The 15542-nt window shown below is 42.1% G+C and carries 16 protein-coding genes; 2 read left to right on the top strand and 14 right to left on the bottom strand.

Annotation, left to right across the window (positions count from 1 at the left end; translation table 11 throughout):
* Nucleotides 1-327: 327 nt before the first annotated feature.
* From MAE_RS16305 to MAE_RS16295, 3 genes are all read right to left on the bottom strand, one after another.
* Nucleotides 328-2172, bottom strand: a complete 1845-nt coding sequence (locus MAE_RS16305) for an AAA family ATPase (protein ID WP_012266568.1) — start codon at nt 2170-2172, stop codon at nt 328-330.
* Between the two features lie 214 nt (nt 2173-2386).
* Complete coding sequence (locus MAE_RS16300; RefSeq protein WP_080507004.1) at nt 2387-4288, bottom strand: ArsA family ATPase; 1902 nt, start codon at nt 4286-4288, stop codon at nt 2387-2389.
* A gap of 12 nt (nt 4289-4300) precedes the next feature.
* Nucleotides 4301-4984: a GvpL/GvpF family gas vesicle protein gene (locus tag MAE_RS16295; RefSeq protein ID WP_012266566.1), complete on the bottom strand. Its 684-nt coding sequence runs from the start codon at nt 4982-4984 to the stop codon at nt 4301-4303.
* 92 nt (nt 4985-5076) lie between these two features.
* On the opposite strand from MAE_RS16295, the gene MAE_RS16290 reads away from it, so the two are divergent.
* Complete coding sequence (locus MAE_RS16290; RefSeq protein ID WP_002758520.1) at nt 5077-5409, top strand: gas vesicle protein; 333 nt, start codon at nt 5077-5079, stop codon at nt 5407-5409.
* A gap of 123 nt (nt 5410-5532) precedes the next feature.
* On the opposite strand, the gene MAE_RS16285 is transcribed toward MAE_RS16290, so the two are convergent.
* From MAE_RS16285 to MAE_RS16235, 11 genes are all read right to left on the bottom strand, one after another.
* Nucleotides 5533-5793, bottom strand: coding sequence for a gas vesicle protein GvpG (locus tag MAE_RS16285; protein WP_002736124.1), 261 nt, complete (start codon nt 5791-5793; stop codon nt 5533-5535).
* Nucleotides 5794-5807: 14 nt separating this feature from the next.
* Complete coding sequence (locus MAE_RS16280) at nt 5808-6542, bottom strand: GvpL/GvpF family gas vesicle protein (RefSeq protein ID WP_002796984.1); 735 nt, start codon at nt 6540-6542, stop codon at nt 5808-5810.
* Between the two features lie 15 nt (nt 6543-6557).
* Nucleotides 6558-7031, bottom strand: coding sequence for a gas vesicle protein K (locus MAE_RS16275; RefSeq protein ID WP_002758523.1), 474 nt, complete (start codon nt 7029-7031; stop codon nt 6558-6560).
* A 510-nt stretch (nt 7032-7541) separates the two neighbouring features.
* The gene (locus tag MAE_RS16270) at nt 7542-7853 is read right to left on the bottom strand and encodes a hypothetical protein (RefSeq protein WP_012266565.1); all 312 of its coding nucleotides are present in this window, start codon (nt 7851-7853) and stop codon (nt 7542-7544) included.
* Complete coding sequence (locus MAE_RS16265; protein ID WP_012266564.1) at nt 7810-8220, bottom strand: gas vesicle protein; 411 nt, start codon at nt 8218-8220, stop codon at nt 7810-7812. Before MAE_RS16265 ends, MAE_RS16270 begins: the two co-directional genes overlap by 44 nt.
* A gap of 29 nt (nt 8221-8249) precedes the next feature.
* The gene (gvpN, locus tag MAE_RS16260) at nt 8250-9290 is read right to left on the bottom strand and encodes a gas vesicle protein GvpN (RefSeq protein ID WP_002796981.1); all 1041 of its coding nucleotides are present in this window, start codon (nt 9288-9290) and stop codon (nt 8250-8252) included.
* Between the two features lie 611 nt (nt 9291-9901).
* A complete protein-coding gene (gene gvpC / locus MAE_RS16255; RefSeq protein ID WP_012266563.1) occupies nt 9902-10540 on the bottom strand; it encodes a gas vesicle protein GvpC in 639 nt (212 codons plus the stop codon).
* Between the two features lie 267 nt (nt 10541-10807).
* A complete protein-coding gene (gene gvpA / locus MAE_RS16250) occupies nt 10808-11023 on the bottom strand; it encodes a gas vesicle structural protein GvpA (RefSeq protein ID WP_002735503.1) in 216 nt (71 codons plus the stop codon).
* 329 nt (nt 11024-11352) lie between these two features.
* The gene (gene gvpA, locus MAE_RS16245) at nt 11353-11568 is read right to left on the bottom strand and encodes a gas vesicle structural protein GvpA (RefSeq protein ID WP_002735503.1); all 216 of its coding nucleotides are present in this window, start codon (nt 11566-11568) and stop codon (nt 11353-11355) included.
* 354 nt (nt 11569-11922) lie between these two features.
* A complete protein-coding gene (gene gvpA / locus MAE_RS16240) occupies nt 11923-12138 on the bottom strand; it encodes a gas vesicle structural protein GvpA (protein WP_002735503.1) in 216 nt (71 codons plus the stop codon).
* A gap of 1135 nt (nt 12139-13273) precedes the next feature.
* The gene (locus MAE_RS16235; protein WP_002736360.1) at nt 13274-13543 is read right to left on the bottom strand and encodes a hypothetical protein; all 270 of its coding nucleotides are present in this window, start codon (nt 13541-13543) and stop codon (nt 13274-13276) included.
* A 605-nt stretch (nt 13544-14148) separates the two neighbouring features.
* Here MAE_RS16235 and MAE_RS16230 point away from each other — a divergent pair.
* Nucleotides 14149-15486, top strand: a complete 1338-nt coding sequence (locus MAE_RS16230) for an OB-fold nucleic acid binding domain-containing protein (RefSeq protein ID WP_012266558.1) — start codon at nt 14149-14151, stop codon at nt 15484-15486.
* Nucleotides 15487-15542: the final 56 nt, after the last annotated feature.

Below are 15542 nucleotides of genomic sequence, written 5' to 3'. Positions count from 1 at the left end.
ATAAATAATCAGTTTTTAAGGTTCTTCGTTACTTGGTATGGTTCAATAGGGGGGCATAAATCGACTAAATCCTTATCTGGCAAGAGACTTAATTGATTAGTTCGCTCTAGATCGAAAACAATTGACATAAATCCCCGAATGTCTTTCTATATAAGAGTTTCATTCCTTGTAACCCTGTCCGTTGCATAAGACAAACCGAAGAACCGTTTTTAATAACCGGATTTAGTATTAGACCCATGATTGCAGACATTTTTGAAAATTTTCCTTTTTACGATGGTTTTCCTGAATTGAGATTCTCCCCCCTACTAAAGCAAGGGGGAAAAAAAATCAATTGGCACGCTGTTCAACCAACAGTTGGTAAGCATGATTAAAATCAGCCGTTGTAATGCGAATCTCAGCCGGGTCAGTCATTCCCTGATGGCGATAACGACGAATTGCCATCAGTGCCGCTTGGTTACATAATAACGCTAAATCTGCGCCATTCCAGCCTTCGGTTGCCTCGGCCCAATAGCCTAAATCCACATCCTCTAAAGGACGTTCATCATTATGAACCCCCAGAATTGCTAAACGACTGGAGGCATTGGGTAAATCAACTTTTAACTGTAAATCTAACCGTCCCGCTCGCAATAAGGCTGGATCTAAAGCATCTGGGCGATTAGTGGCTCCAATCACTAAAATCGTTGCCGCCGTTTGCAACCCATCTAACTCCGTGAGGATTTGTCCCACAACCCGGTCACTCACTCCTGAATCTCCACTATAACGACCTCTTGCCGGTGCTAAAGTATCAATTTCATCAATAAAAACCACACAAGGGGCTGCCTGACGAGCTTTGGCAAACAACTCACGCACTGCCTGTTCACTGGCCCCCACCCATTTACTCAAAAGCTCAGGTCCATTAATACTGATAAAATTAGCTCGCGCCTGAGATGCCACCGCTTTGGCCAATAAGGTTTTTCCCGTTCCGGGGGGACCCCAAAGTAAAATACCTTTGGGAGCTTGGGCTTTAGTTTGCGTATATAATTGCGGATGGAGTAATGCCCCTTCCACGGACTCCTGTAGGGTTTGTTTAATCTGTTCAAGTCCGCCAATATTGTCCCAGTCCACATGGGGAGACTCCACTTCCACAGACCGCAATACCGCCGGTTTAACTTCTTTAAGGGCTTGCAAAAAGTCGGCTTGGACTACCGTCATTGTTTCTGGAATTCGCGAGTCAATCGTAGGAACCTGGCGCCGCAAAGCACTATAGGCCGCTTTCTGGCAAACGGCTTTTAAATCTGACCCGACAAATCCCACCGCATTATCGGCAATCAGATCTAAGGAAACTGATTCATCTAGGGGCATGGAACGGGTGAGAATTTGGAGGATTTCTAAACGACCCTTGCGGTCAGGCACCCGAAAGAGGACTTCTCGGTCAAACCGTCCGGGACGACGGAGGGCAGGGTCAAGATGGTCGGGACGGTTTGTCGCCGCTAGAACAATCACCCCTTGGCTTTGGGCAAAGCCATCCATTAAACCCAGCAATTGGGCTACCAGTCTTTTTTCTACTTCCCCTTCAACTTTACTGCGGTCGGGTGCCATGCTATCAATTTCGTCAATAAAAACGATACAAGGCGCATTCTTACTGGCTTTCTCAAAAATTCCCCGCAGTTTTTGCTCGGCTTCCCCATAATATTTGCTAATCACCTCTGGTCCGACTAAGGCAATATAGTTAACACCGAGTTCTTCGGCCAAAGCACGGGCGGTCAGGGTTTTACCGGTTCCAGGGGGTCCGACTAAGAGAACGCCGCGAGTGGGTTCCAGTCCTAACTTGGCCAACAAGTCAGGGCGTTTCAGAGGAATGGCAATTAGTTCTTTGAGTTCTTTAATCACTTCCGTCAATCCACCAACATCTTTAAGGGAAGCCGTGGTCGGTCCTTCGGGCGGTGTCACAGTGTCTTCAACCCCTGAATCAGTGGGAGATGACCGATTGCGATTGACCTCAAAATCATCCCCGCCAGAATTGCTCGGACGAGAAACTGCCCCTGAACGGGGAATACCGCCAGAACGGGGAATATTACTCAAGGGACGGGAATTAAATTGCATTTCGGTTTTAATTTCCCCTTTTTCCAGTTTCTCTTCCAAGATTTTAGCCAGTTCGAATAATTGCTCGAAGCCTTTGAATAATTCTGCCATAAAATTTCTCCTGAGTCAAGTGAAAGATGGGGACTGCAGCAATTCTCATTTTAAGGTTTCATGACATTAAAACCCTTGCACCTAGAGGGGTTAATAATTCTTAACGAGTCTCTAGATCGCTGAAACAACGCAAAATCGTTTCAAAATGAGAATTGCCGTGGGGACTGGGTGATAGATGGGGTGAAGAAGTCCGACTTGAGCAGACTAATTACCTTTAAAATAACAGATCTGCCGCGCTTTTTACCCGGGCTAGAGGTTCTACTGACCGGGGTAAACTGGGTAAGCGAATCAAAGTTTGATCTGGGAATAAATCCCAATCAATTTCCTCATTAGCGTGATAACGATTCTGCACGACATAACGTTGATAGACTCCCATTTTTTTCAAAGATGCTGTCAATCGCAGTTGTTCGGCAACTATAGCATCTTGGGCTTGCAAAACTCCAATAAATTCTGTATGTTGGGGGTCTTTTAGTTTTTTCTGGGCAGACATCACCTGTTGTCTTAAGATTCGCAACCGTCCCATTAAATCTACACGCCCTAAGACATTTTGATACTTCATCCAAAGCTTAAAAATCCAACTTAACCAATCTCCTAAAGCCGTTGGCATTTCCAAAAATCGCAGGAGATGACCGGTAGGAGCCGTATCTAAAATAATCAAATCTTGTTGTTTCTGGTCTAATAAATCCATCACTGTTACTAGGGATAACATTTCATCAATTCCTGGCAGAGATTGAGCTACAATTTGTCGCCAAGCTTCCGGAGTATAAGCTAGTTTGATGTTTCCTTCTTCCTTACCTTCACCACTAATCATTTCTGCCAGTTCCCATAAATAATCATCCCGAAATTTTTCTAAAATGATATTAGCGTCAACTTCTTGACCACTTAAATTATCAGTTAATTGTGTGGATTGATGTCCTAACTTTGTCCCAAAGGCATCTCCCAAAGAATGCGCTGGATCAATAGAAATAATTCTAATTTTTTGATCGGGATGACGATTAGCTAACGCCCAACCAATGGCCGCGGCAACGGTGGTTTTTCCCACCCCACCCTTGCCACCAATGATAATGAGTTGGCGTTTGTCGTCAATAAAATCACTAAAACTCGGCAGAATTTTTTGCGGCCATTGAATAGGAGGCGGGGGAGTAAATTCTACTTTTTCGATGATTTTAATTTGACTCATGATCTGATCTAATGCCTCACCTCCTAGGGGTTCTTTTGATTGTTGGGGCAGGGTGAAAATTGTCTCTTGACCTGGAATTTTTAGGAATTTATCCAGGAGTTGCTGTTGCTCACTATAGCGATCTAAATTTTGATTAGGATCCGTTAGAATTCGATTAATAAATAAGCTGCCGCAGGGAATATTTAAGTGATGCAAACTATTGAGTAATCGTTCGGTTTCTAATAAACTCATCGGTTCGGCAATTGCCACAATTAAACAAAGGGTAAAATCCCGATCTTGTAGGATTCGTTTGCCTTCGGTTAATTCTGCTTGTGTTTTGACTAAAAAGTCATCCACATCATCGGCATTGTAGGTTTTTGAAAAAGTTTGCGAAATAACACGATGTTTTTCTTGAAACAACTCTAAAGAATTTAAAATAATCTCTAAAAAGTCTTTAATTCCCAATAAATTCAAGGTATGACCAGAGGGAGCCATATCAACAACAATTCGATCTACAACATTGTCAATAAGTAATCGTTGAATTTCTAATAGACCCATAATTTCATCTAAACCTGGCCAGTCTAAATCCCAAACAGGAGTTAAATCTTCTCCTTCAACAAAACTGCCCCGTTCTACTAAAAGTTCTAAAAATTTTCCGTATTTTTCTTTAAATTCTAAGAGCAATTTTTCCGCATCTAATGCCCTAACTTTTAAGTTGGGTAAGTCTTTTACAGGTGATGCTTGATCGCTAACTTCTGTTTGCAATACATCCCCTAAAGAATGAGCAGGATCGGTTGAGATTAACAGGATTTGTTCCTCGGGAAATAATTTAGCCCAACGGCGAGCAAATCCACAGGAAAGGGTGGTTTTTCCCACTCCTCCTTTGCCACTAAACATAACTAAATGTCGAGTGTCATAACGACTTAGAGAGTTATTTACCAAGTTAAAGTTAGTCATAGAGAAATCAAGTTAAGTAAAGTGATAGGGGGGAGAAACTTGTCCTAATTGTAATTCCCAACGGGGGCAGGCTTTCTGCCAATGCAAGACTTGCTCGATTAGTAAAGGTTCTTCTTGAAGATTAACTAAAAGATAAATTCGTGATTCTGTCCCCGGAGCAGTAATAATCCTCGTTGATGGATAGCTTTGGGTGATTAAATTCACGAGATTTTGCCATTCCGAACCTTGCAAAGTATAAAAATCTTGTTGGGCTTCATAAAGCTGTTTTTTGGCTAAAAAATATTGTCTGCCCTTGCTTTCAGAAAAGAGTACAGGCTCCTCTGGCTTACGGGGAATACATTTTAAAAGATATTCTCCTTTTCCCTCAAGTTCTTCAATTTTTTCTTGATATTCTTGGCCATGAGAACAAAGATGAGTCAGTAAATTTTCTGCCTCTAAAAAAGATGTGCCAAAACGTAAGGGTAAAATAGTGGTTTGTTGAAATAATTGACAGATGACTCGATCATGACATAAAACGGATTGAATCAAGCGTTCATCATCATTTTGTAAAGTGTCTAAACCAACTTCGGGTTCGACTACGGCCGATAGCTCTCCACCAGTTATCAGTAACAATGGGTTAGCCATTCCAACGGGTAATTTTAGGCTTTCTATGGGGGTTTTCAAAAAAGCGTAAGTATATAGATTGTACAATTTCATAGGGTTGACCAAAAGAAAATTGACGATTTTTTACAAGTTTTTATATTGGGGCGTTGATATGCTAGAATATTCTAAGTTATTCAGGGATTGTTATGACAACCACTCGTCCACCCAGACCAATTAGATCTAAAATTAGCACCATGCCTCGGAAACAATCTGAAGCAGATCACCAACTTGAGCTTTATAAGTTAATTACTGAAAAACAACGTATCCAAGAAAAATTAGAAATGATGGAGCGGCAGATTCAGCAATTAAAAAATCGTCTCACGTTTGTGACAGAGCAAATTGAGACTACAGAACAAAGTATTCAAAATTTGCGTACAGCCAACCCTCCTAGTGTAGCTAAAAAACCTGATTCCCCCAAAACTGTTGCTCACTCCTCTAATAATTCCAGTAATTTCCAAACTTTTTACCTAGAATATTAAGGCTTAACCAAGGGCTAGTTCTGACCAAGCTTCAACGAGTTCTTGAGCTTGTCAAATCCGCCCTTACTAAGCTTACAATTTGTGATTTTGTTCATGATCTATGTGGTGGGAAAGATTGCAAGTTTAGAGAGAAGATTCAGATTCGTTTTCTGCCTCTTCTTCTTCTAAGGCTTGAATTTTTAATAAAAGTTCTTCTTCCTGAATTTCAAACTCCTCCTCAGAAATGTTGCCCATATCGTAAGATAGTTGTAAGGATAATAACAATTTGTGCAAATTTTCCGCCTCATCATATTCTATATCTGCACGCTCTTGAATTTTCTCCCCAATCCAGATCAGACCCCCAATAGGACCGGTAACAGGAAGAAATAAAAGATCGAGAAACATAACTAATACTCTCCTTAGACAAGTTGGGCAAAGGTATAGGGTGCGGTTAAATTGTTATAGCGAATTCTTAGGCGATCACCAAACTGCTGATCGATCGCTTCAACGTTTTGGCTAAATTCCGGCTCTTGCTCCCAGGGAATTAAATAAGCTGCATTGTAAATCATGTCATCCGTCATCGGATCGCTTTCAATCACCTCTTGGGCGCGATGATTTAATTGGTCTCTAAAGACTTGAATAATGTCTTGTTTCCGTTGCAATACAGTGGCTTCAATGAGTTGACCTATATGGATAATTTCTTCCATATTTAAGTTTTTCCCCATCATCGCATCCCGTTCTTGCTTTAACTTAGGATTAGACTCCAAAGCCGCTTGTAATTCCCACTGATTATCCCAAAAAATCTTAATGCTAACCTCTCGTTGGCCTGACAGTTTAGCAAATAATTCTTTCAGTTGGGTTTTATAGGGACTAATTAATTGTTCGGTGACGGATTCCCAGGTTTTGATAACTAAGCCAAACCGCAGGGGCAACAACGTTGTAAACCCTGCTTCCATGACAGTTTCTAATACTTTTTCATGGCAAATTAAATAGCGACGGGATGCCAAATACTTCTCTTTATGAGCAGCGGAGTAGAGAAAACTAAAACCCTCAATCATCTCACTGTGAACTGGCTCATTATCAATCCCTTGCAAAACGAGTCCGTCAGGAACTGGTTCGGGAAATATTCCATATAAATAAAGACCCACTGTCATCAGTATTCTCCCAAATTAAACCGGCTGAGAAGTTAAAACCAAACGAAGCTTTAGATGAATTAAATCTAGTTGAGCTAAACCCAGATCAACATTTCCTTCCACAACAACCCCTGTATTGAGGAGTCGATCCACTAATTCTAACACAGAAGGCTTAATACCCTCCTCTCCCGGGTAATAACTCCCTGCTTCCGGTAAAAGAGTTCCAAACTCTCCTAAGTGGACATTTAACTCTTCTGGCTCAACCTCAAAAATTTCACACAAATAGAGAATTTGTTCTTGCAATTTTTGGATACTTTCTGCGGCTCTATCTAAATCAGACTCACTGAGAACCCCTTTTTCCATCCGGCGAATGATTTGGGCTTCGAGCAATTGGCGTACCAGTTCCACGACAGTTAACAGTAAAGGGGCTAAACCAGCTTGGCTATTACTTTCTGGACGGGTCAGCAAGGCTTGATTATCAGAATCGTAAGGTGTGCAAGCAAGTGTCATGGTGGGAATTGGTAAATGAGCAGTTTTTGACGGTGAGTCTCTAGTGGGGAGCTTGGCCAAGAAATTTTATCTGAGGGAAAATAATGATTTGACATACCCCACGCCGTAAACGGACGTGGATTCTTCTCGCATCACTGCTGAGAATTTCTGGCTCAACGAGTCCACTTGAATTAGATTCCTAGCGAAATCCCACCCAGAGGTGGTTCTCTCCTCAGACTTTCGCGACCTTACAGAAGCCTGTTTTCGGGGGCCCCTACGATACAGTTCAAAACCTCTAAAATAATTGGTTTCTCTGGTACTTGACGCTGAGAGCTTTTACCTATAGGAGCATTCCCCTAGAGAACCCCATAACTTTAGTTTTCAAGGTGCGTTCATCGGTTGATGACTGGGTTTTTTAAGCGGTTGCTTACCCGGCCCCCTATTCTTAATATCATACACCACATAAAGTCGCCCTAAAAGGGCGAGGCTTTCAACCCAATTTTTCGGTAAACTTCTTTACCGTTTGAGGATTCAATTGAGGAATTTCAATGTATATAAGGAATGTGCCTGCTCGTTCGGACTGGTATCACGGCTCTCCATTGCACTCAATTTGGCTAAGGATTTTAAGGCTTGAAGTCGGCGTGAAAGTTCCAGGTTTTCTGTTAATAAAGCTTGGCATTGGCTAGGGAGGTGGGGATAACCTTGACACCCATCAATTGCCATTTCCCTTGCTTTATCAAGAGGGGCAACCGTCAACTCGTGTAAATTTCCTAACCTTTGAGGATTCAAGTGAGGAATTTCACGCATCTGAGGAATGTGCTTCATCGTTCGGACTGGTATCATGGCTCTCCATTGCACTCAATTGGGTTAAGGATTTTAGGGTTTCAAGCTCAGTTTCCAGGGTTTGGAGTCGGAGCGAAAGTTCCCGATTTTCTGCTAGTAAAGCTTGGGATTGGCTATGGAGGTAGGGGTCTCCTTCCCACCAGTTGATCCCCATTTCCCTGGCTTTATCAACAGAGGCAATTAACAAACGAATGCGGATATTTATAAGTTCAGTGGAGGCGATCGAAACGGAAATATCGCCGGCAATCACAATTCCTTTATCTAAAACTCGTTCGAGTATATCCGCTAAACTCGAACCTTGAGTTGCTGTTTTTAGGGAGTTGTTTGACTGGTTTCTGAGCGAGCCAGCAAAAGTGGAAGAAGTCACAGTTAGTTTCACTCAATAAGAGTATAAAATTAGTCTTTTCGCTGGGGCAAGTTGCCTCGCAGTAAAGATTGAATGGCTTTTAACGATTGATTTCCTGTCGAAGGCTCAGAAGTTGACACTTGGGCATCGGAAGGCTCCTCTTCCTCTAGAAAGGATAAGGATTCTAACGGATTGTCCTCGAGGATTTCCCATAAAATCGCTCTTGACTTATCAACAGATAAATTTGTGCGTGACAAAAGAACATCGGCGCAGATATCACGGAAGTCCGAGTCAGCGGAGTTGGCCGCAATATCGTGAGAGGCGCAGACTTTAGCAATCATTAAACAAGAGCGCAAACCCGACGTTTTTTCAGTCGCAGTTTTCACACGAAAGGTTTTGACGAGGTTGACAATAAATAAAGCATCTTCTCGACCAATCCCCGTTTTTTGAGCAAGAATTTCTGTCTGAGTTAGTTGGTCCGGTTCAGGCATATTGATAGTTACCAACCGATCCATTAAAGCATCTTGGGTAGCATGAACCCCACAGTATTCTTCTGGGTTGGAGGTGAAAATTGCCCGAAACTGAGAATTGACTTGTAGGTAATCGGGTTGATGGCTAGTGGGCGGCAGGGTGAGAATTTTTTCTTCCAAGGCAGAGAGTAAAACGTTGTTGACCTCAGGTCGAGAACGATTGAACTCATCATAAACTAGGGTAAACCCCTCGCGACAGGCCATTGTTAAGCGAGAATCCACCCAATTGTGTTTTAGCTCGTCTTCAACTTTGAGAACGCTGTGGATATAGTTATCCATCAGTTTTTTATGGGTGTAGCCAGACTGACTACCAATTAAATCGGAACTGGTAAAGTCATCATCGCCAAAGATTAGCATCACAGGTCTGGCTAAACAATTGGCCAAGTGCATTGCCAAGGTGGTTTTTCCCGTTCCTGCTGGGCCACATAGATGAATGGAAAAACCAGAGTTTAGATAACGTAAGGCGCGGGTGGCAATTTGATCAATCGAAGGCGTAACAACAAATTGACCGGGGCGGAGGCTGAGGACGGCTCTTCTTGTTTGAGTTTCAGTAACTGTCATAGTTGAAATATAGTAAATACCATTGATAATCCCCGCCTGAAGCGTACGGGTATTCTTGAGCTAACAACTGCTGGTTCAGGTTTCCCCTTAATAACCGAGTAGGCAAGGACGCTTGTGTTACCCGAATTTTACGGCAAGTTTAATCGTCTTTGGCTTTTAAGGCTTACCTCATAATAATATCACAAAAAATTAGGAACTGTCATCAATTAGATCTAGAACCTTGATTCTGAAGGTATTTCAGGATATTCCTTAGTCTAAGGGTCTAAAATTCTTGTCTAGATTACTTTTCAAGACTTAAACAATGACAAGCCCAGATGCAGTCCTTTTCCCTTACCTCCTTTGTCAATAAAAGACTAATAATGACAACATTAGCTATAAACTAAGTGAAGTTTTATAATACTTCTTAATTTACCAGAGCCCTAGAGCAGCCTGAAGAGGAACCCACCACTCCTACGTTGAGTCTAGAAACTTGAAAAGGCAGGACTAGCTAGGTTTAAAACCAAAGGCTTATTGTTGTATTTTCAGATAGTCCTCTAGTTTAGCCAGGAAAAGGGACTAGAGGGTTTTTACTCTAGCCCTAGGCTTAAGTGGGTTGTAATTAACCTAGAGATTTATTTGCCAAAAACGTAGATAGACAACTCTTGACGAAATTGACGCAAATCGTCTTTTAGCTGTTTCGCTTCAGCTAAACGTCGTTCTTGAAATTGACTTAAATCATCCTTCACCTGTTTGGCTCGATCTAGATGAAGTTGGCGTAATTCGTCCTCTAGCTGCTTCGCTGCCGCTAAACGCTGTTCTTGGAATTGACTTAAATCCTCTTTCAGCTGTTTAGCTCGATCTAGATGCTGTTGACGTAAGTCGTTCGCCAACTGTTTCGCTTCAGCTAAACGTTGTTCTTGGAATTGACTTAAATCCTCTTTCAGCTGTTTGGCTCGATCTAGACGCTGTTGCCGTAAGTCGTTGTCTAGCTGTTTCGCTGCCGCTAAACGTTGTTCTTGAAATTGACGTAAATCCTCTTTTTGCTTTTCCGCTTGAGCTAAACGCTGTTTTTGGGTAGCTGTTAAAAACAAGTGGCTTTCCTGTTGAACTTTTTGGAAAGACTGACGCAAGGCAGTTGCCTGTTCTTGCGCTTGTTTTTGTCTTTCAGTTTTAACATCCGACAAAAAAGCTTGGACTTCTTGCGAGAGTTTAGCTACCTCTCCAGCAATCGATAAACGCTCCTGGCGGAACTTTTCGATGAGAGCAGGCATGGGGTTGTCCTCAATTACTAAATACTATGGAATGGATTAGACCCAATCACCCGCTAGGAAAACCTTCACGGGGACTGGGGGGAGAGACAGTAGAGTCCGACTTTTCTTATCACCCCAAAGTTGAGATAGTGAACTACCCTATCAATTATAGACTATTGCGCCCCAAGAGAGGGGTAACTAAACTCAATAGGGATTAAAGAAAAGCCGAGAATCTAGAAAACCTGGTCGGGTTTTAACTGAGCAGATAGGAGAATCTGGGATCAATCCTTAAGCAGGAACCGCCGCCGATTGAGTCAGACCAACTGCTTCAGCATATTTGAGGTAGGTTTCAACAGAAGCGATAACTACACGAGCTTCAATCGCTAATAATTCGATTCCGACGAGAGAGACGCGAGCCCAAGCATCAATAACGATACCTTTATCAAGGATACGATCGATAACTTCAGCTAAGCTAGAGGAAGAGTTGGTTTTTTCGACTGCCATGGTAATAGACCTTGTTTGTTAGTTGTATAGAAAGTGTACAGTGCTGATCCCAAAGTTGATATATCGAGCTACCGCATCTCAGGGGCGCGGCTTCCTAGCCCAAGAATGACCTTCTATTCCGAAAAATAGTGAGTCTCACACTCTGGTGATAGGGGGTAAACCTAGCTGCAAGGGTCAAAACACATTTGCCGTGCCAACCTTGTCAATCATAGAGCACTACGCCCCAAGAGAGGGGTAACTGGACTCAATAGGGATTTAAAGAAAATCCGAGGATCTGGAAAACCCAGTCGGGTTTTCACTCAGCAGATAGGAGAATCTGGGATCAATCCTTAAGCAGGAACTGCTGCAGATTGAGTCAGACCAACAGCTTCAGCATATTTGAGGTAGGTTTCAACAGAAGCGATAACTACACGAGCTTCAATCGCTAATAATTCGATTCCGACGAGAGATACGCGAGCCCAAGCATCAATAACGATACCTTTGTCAAGGATACGATCGATAACTTCAGCTAAGCTAGAGGAAGAGTTGGTTTTTTCGACTGCCATGGTAATAGACCTTTTTGTTAGTTGTATAGAAAGTGTACAGTGCTGATCCCAAAATTGATATATGGAACTACCGCATCTCAGGGGCGCGGCTCCCACACCAAAAATGACTTTCTATTCCGAAAAATAGTGAGTCTCACACTCTGGTGATAGGGGGTAATCCTAGCTACAAAGGACAAAATCACGTTTACAAAAATAATTTGTAGGGGTCTAGCTTCGTTTTCGCTATCCGTTGCCGTGTCAACTTGATCAGTTATAGACTATTGCGCCCCAAGAGAGGGTTAACTAAACTCAATAGGGATGAAAGAAAAGCTAAGAATTTGTAAACCCCAGCAGGGTATTCACTGAGATCAATCCTTAAGCAGGAACCGCTGCAGATTGAGTCAGACCAACGGCTTCAGCATATTTGAGGTAGGTTTCAACCGAAGCGATAACTACACGAGCTTCAATCGCTAATAATTCGATGCCCACCAGAGATACGCGAGCCCAGGCATCAATAACGATACCTTTGTCAAGGATACGATCAATAACTTCAGCCAAGCTAGAGGAAGAGTTAGTTTTTTCGACTGCCATGGTAATAGACCTTTTTGTTGTTTTCATAGAAAGTGTACGGTGCTGAAGTCATGGAGGATTCAGAAACTTGTTTGTTTTTTCTGCCTTCATCACTTCGGCATCTGAAGAATAACACCCTTTTTTTGTCGGTGTCAATACCTAATCTCGATTTTTTCGTTAAGAAATGTAGTTAATTCTCAGTTTTGTGCTTAATAAATATAGTTAGTTCTCAGAAAAGGCGGGTCAAGGTGGTTGCTGCTCCCCTTTTTTCTAAGCAAAACTTCCCATTGGGAGAGCAGGGCGAGCGCACCTAAAAACAAGACAAATACAAGAACCTTGGGGGGATAACTGGACTTACCCCCCCAAGAAAAATAATCAAACCCTTAGAAACTGTTTGTAAACAAGTATTTAAATCGCCAAAGTCCTTACTTGACAAAGATCCTGAGTTTTTAGTTCATTTGCTCTATAAATCGCCAAAACCTTGACTTGGCGAGCTTTTTACATTAATTTACAAACGGTTTCTTACCCCAAGGTAGTCTTGGCGATTGTTCGACTACCCTTGATACCCTTGACTAGCTATAATCGACTCAGAAGGGTAGCTGGAGCCTGTTTTGATGGACACAGGACAAATAAACTAATAGTAAAAGCCTTGCTTTGCAAGGCTTTTAGGTGCTTAAGGCACGAATGTATTGAAATTTTAGTTTTAATGATCGCTATCTTAGGTGTTATTTGCGGGGACCAGGGGTGGACAGACTTGACAATCTAGCCATCACAATGCGAAGATGTGTGATGGGAAATTCTTGCTTCACAGAAACCTGCTTTTTGAGAGAGTCCCAACCAGTCTTACAGTCTCTCCACAAGCTTAAACTCCTGACTGCCCATCAGCATTTGTTGACAGGATTCTTATTCCTTCTGATCTTGAATTCTTGGCTGCATTCGTGATAGGTCTTGCATTCTGGACTTATTCATCTTTATATCATTTTTCAAAAGTAATGACAGACTTAGTTGATCATTTCAAAGCGCAATCCCTCTCGGAGAAAGGAATTGCACTTTCAGATGTTAGTCACGACTATTGAAAATTGGTATCAGCTATTTCTTCGGGGACTGTAGCCACTATTTTCAGAGATTGCTGTAATGGCGATTGGCTGACGTCCGTTTAAGTGGATTGACTGGCCAGAAATTGTCTTTGATAGTCTAAAAACTCGCCGTGCCATTCCGCAAAACGCCGCTCCCCATCTTTGACTAAAAGTTGGCGGTAGGCTTCCGAGGAAATCCAGGGCTTTGTTGGGCGTTGTTGGGCAGAACGAGCTTGGTATTCAGCCGTTGATTGACGGCATTGGTTGTGATAATTTTGGTGCCATTCCTGATAGCGCCGTTCTCCATCCCGCACGAGGGCTTGGCGATAGGCTTCTGAAGATAGACTCATGGTGTTACTCCTTTTCAAATCCCTTGATGGCTTGGCCAGAATTATAACACAATGGGTGAACTACCCAGCGCCGACCTCTCGTCAAGGTAAAATATAGGCCTTTGCCGTCAGTGGCAAGGTTTCCTTACTATCCTAACTGCTGCATTTTGCCCCGCTTTGCGTTGCTCCCCTTTAACCGAATTTTGTACGACCAGCCAAGAAATTAGTAAAAGCTGTTTACAGGTGTCTTAAACCTTGTGGCAAACGGCCACAGCTAACCCCATTCAAGAAGTCTAGTTTTTCTGTTTTTTTCTCCTCGGTTAACATTGATCGTAACCTATAGTAGGTAGGATATACACTTTAGGTATCAATATATATGGTAATTTTTTGGCTCTCTTAGGTTTGGTGGGTAAAATGTATTCTAAGATACAGTCTTGCTGGCGAGCTAGTGGAAAGAACCACAAAGACACAAAGGACACAAAGATTGATCGCTCTTATATAAGTTAAACTTATGTTACAAGGAATAAGAGAGCCATTTTTGGGACTTTGGCGGCCTGATTTGGCAAAGAAATGCCATATTTCTATTAGCACCGTTGTAAAAATCTCTGGAGAGTTGAGTTACTAATATGGTTAAAATTATCGGTCGTCAATCCCTGGGAAGGAAACCCGTTTACGATATTGGTGTGGAGAAAGATCATAATTTTTTGCTGGGCAACGGGTTAATTGCCTCCAATTGTTTTAATAAATCTCACTCTACCGCTTATGCTTACGTCACCTATCAAACTGCTTATTTAAAAGCTAATTATCCTGTGGAATATATGACAGCGTTACTAACTGCTAGTAGCGATAATCAGGATAAGGTGGAAAAGTATCGAGAAAACTGTCAGAAAATGAATATCGATGTCGAACCTCCCGACATCAATCGATCGCAAAAACATTTTACCCCGATTGGGCGCAAAATTCTCTTTGGTTTGTCCGCAGTTAGAAATCTGGGCGAAAATGCGATCGAGGCTATTTTAAAAGCGCGGGAAGCAACAGGAGGAAAGTTTACTTCCTTAGGGGATTTTTGCGAGCGTGTTGATTTACGAGTGATCAACAAAAGAGCTTTAGAAACGCTAATTTATTGTGGTGCTTTTGATAAAATTCAACCTAATCGCCATCAATTAATTGAAGATTTAGAATTAGTAGTTGCTTGGGCGCAAAAACGCACCAAAGAGAAAGAAAGTGGTCAAATGAATATTTTTGATATGCTAGGAGGTAGCACAGAAAATAAACAAGAATCCGAGTTTGAACAGTCTCCCAGTGCAACCGCAGTAGAAGATTTTTCCCTACAGGAAAAGTTAAAACTGGAAAAAGAACATTTAGGTTTTTATGTTTCCGAACATCCTTTAAAAGCTTTACAAAGAGCCGCTCAAGTCCTATCTCCTATCAATTTAGCTGACTTAGAAGAACACAAAACCAGAAAAAAAGTTAGTGCAATTGTCCTATTAAATGCCGTCAAGAAAATTATGACCAAAAAAGGGACTCCCATGGCTTTTTTAACCCTAGAAGATGCCTCGGGACAATCGGAAGCGGTGATTTTTTCCGATAGCTACGAACGTCTGCAAAAATTATTAGTGGAGGAAGCAACTTTAATGGTGTGGGGAAAAGTTGATCGCCGAGATGATCGGGTACAATTAATTATCGAAGATGCGGAACCGATCGAAACCATTAAAATGGTGATGGTTAATTTATCGCTGCAAGATGTCGTCAACCAAAATCGTCAAAATCTTCTTAAAAGTATTCTGCAATCGGGAGACAAACAAAAGGCAAAAGTTCCCGTTATTGCCACCATTGGTGCGGGAACTCAGCGTCAATTTGTACGTTTAGGACAAAACTATTGGGTAGAGGATGACAATTCGGTGGTAGAGTCTCTAAAAGTTGCGGGTTTTCTGGCTAATTCTGCACCTCTGATTAATCATTAAATGCTAACTGGCAATCACCCAAGAGCCATGGCTGCGCCAATATTGTTCCTGTAAAA

The organism is Microcystis aeruginosa NIES-843 (assembly GCF_000010625.1).
GTDB lineage: Bacteria > Cyanobacteriota > Cyanobacteriia > Cyanobacteriales > Microcystaceae > Microcystis > Microcystis aeruginosa.
The sequence above is the reverse complement of the archived record's forward strand: the minus strand, read 5'-3'. Positions and strand labels throughout refer to the sequence as shown.

Excerpts from the sequence above, each read along its gene's own strand:
- gvpN (WP_002796981.1), bottom strand. The coding sequence starts at position 9,290 with ATGACAGTTACTGAAACTCAAACAAGAAGAGCCGTCCTCAGCCTCCGC.
- MAE_RS16270 (WP_012266565.1), bottom strand. The coding sequence starts at position 7,853 with ATGATACCAGTCCGAACGATGAAGCACATTCCTCAGATGCGTGAAATT.
- MAE_RS16235 (WP_002736360.1), bottom strand. The coding sequence starts at position 13,543 with ATGAGTCTATCTTCAGAAGCCTATCGCCAAGCCCTCGTGCGGGATGGA.
- MAE_RS16275 (WP_002758523.1), bottom strand. The coding sequence starts at position 7,031 with ATGACACTTGCTTGCACACCTTACGATTCTGATAATCAAGCCTTGCTG.
- gvpA (WP_002735503.1), bottom strand. The coding sequence starts at position 12,138 with ATGGCAGTCGAAAAAACTAACTCTTCCTCTAGCTTGGCTGAAGTTATT.
- MAE_RS16300 (WP_080507004.1), bottom strand. The coding sequence starts at position 4,288 with ATGACTAACTTTAACTTGGTAAATAACTCTCTAAGTCGTTATGACACT.
- MAE_RS16295 (WP_012266566.1), bottom strand. The coding sequence starts at position 4,984 with ATGAAATTGTACAATCTATATACTTACGCTTTTTTGAAAACCCCCATA.
- MAE_RS16230 (WP_012266558.1), top strand. The coding sequence starts at position 14,149 with ATGGTTAAAATTATCGGTCGTCAATCCCTGGGAAGGAAACCCGTTTAC.
- gvpA (WP_002735503.1), bottom strand. The coding sequence starts at position 11,023 with ATGGCAGTCGAAAAAACCAACTCTTCCTCTAGCTTAGCTGAAGTTATC.
- MAE_RS16305 (WP_012266568.1), bottom strand. The coding sequence starts at position 2,172 with ATGGCAGAATTATTCAAAGGCTTCGAGCAATTATTCGAACTGGCTAAA.
- MAE_RS16285 (WP_002736124.1), bottom strand. The coding sequence starts at position 5,793 with ATGTTTCTCGATCTTTTATTTCTTCCTGTTACCGGTCCTATTGGGGGT.
- gvpC (WP_012266563.1), bottom strand. The coding sequence starts at position 10,540 with ATGCCTGCTCTCATCGAAAAGTTCCGCCAGGAGCGTTTATCGATTGCT.
- gvpA (WP_002735503.1), bottom strand. The coding sequence starts at position 11,568 with ATGGCAGTCGAAAAAACCAACTCTTCCTCTAGCTTAGCTGAAGTTATC.
- MAE_RS16290 (WP_002758520.1), top strand. The coding sequence starts at position 5,077 with ATGACAACCACTCGTCCACCCAGACCAATTAGATCTAAAATTAGCACC.
- MAE_RS16280 (WP_002796984.1), bottom strand. The coding sequence starts at position 6,542 with ATGACAGTGGGTCTTTATTTATATGGAATATTTCCCGAACCAGTTCCT.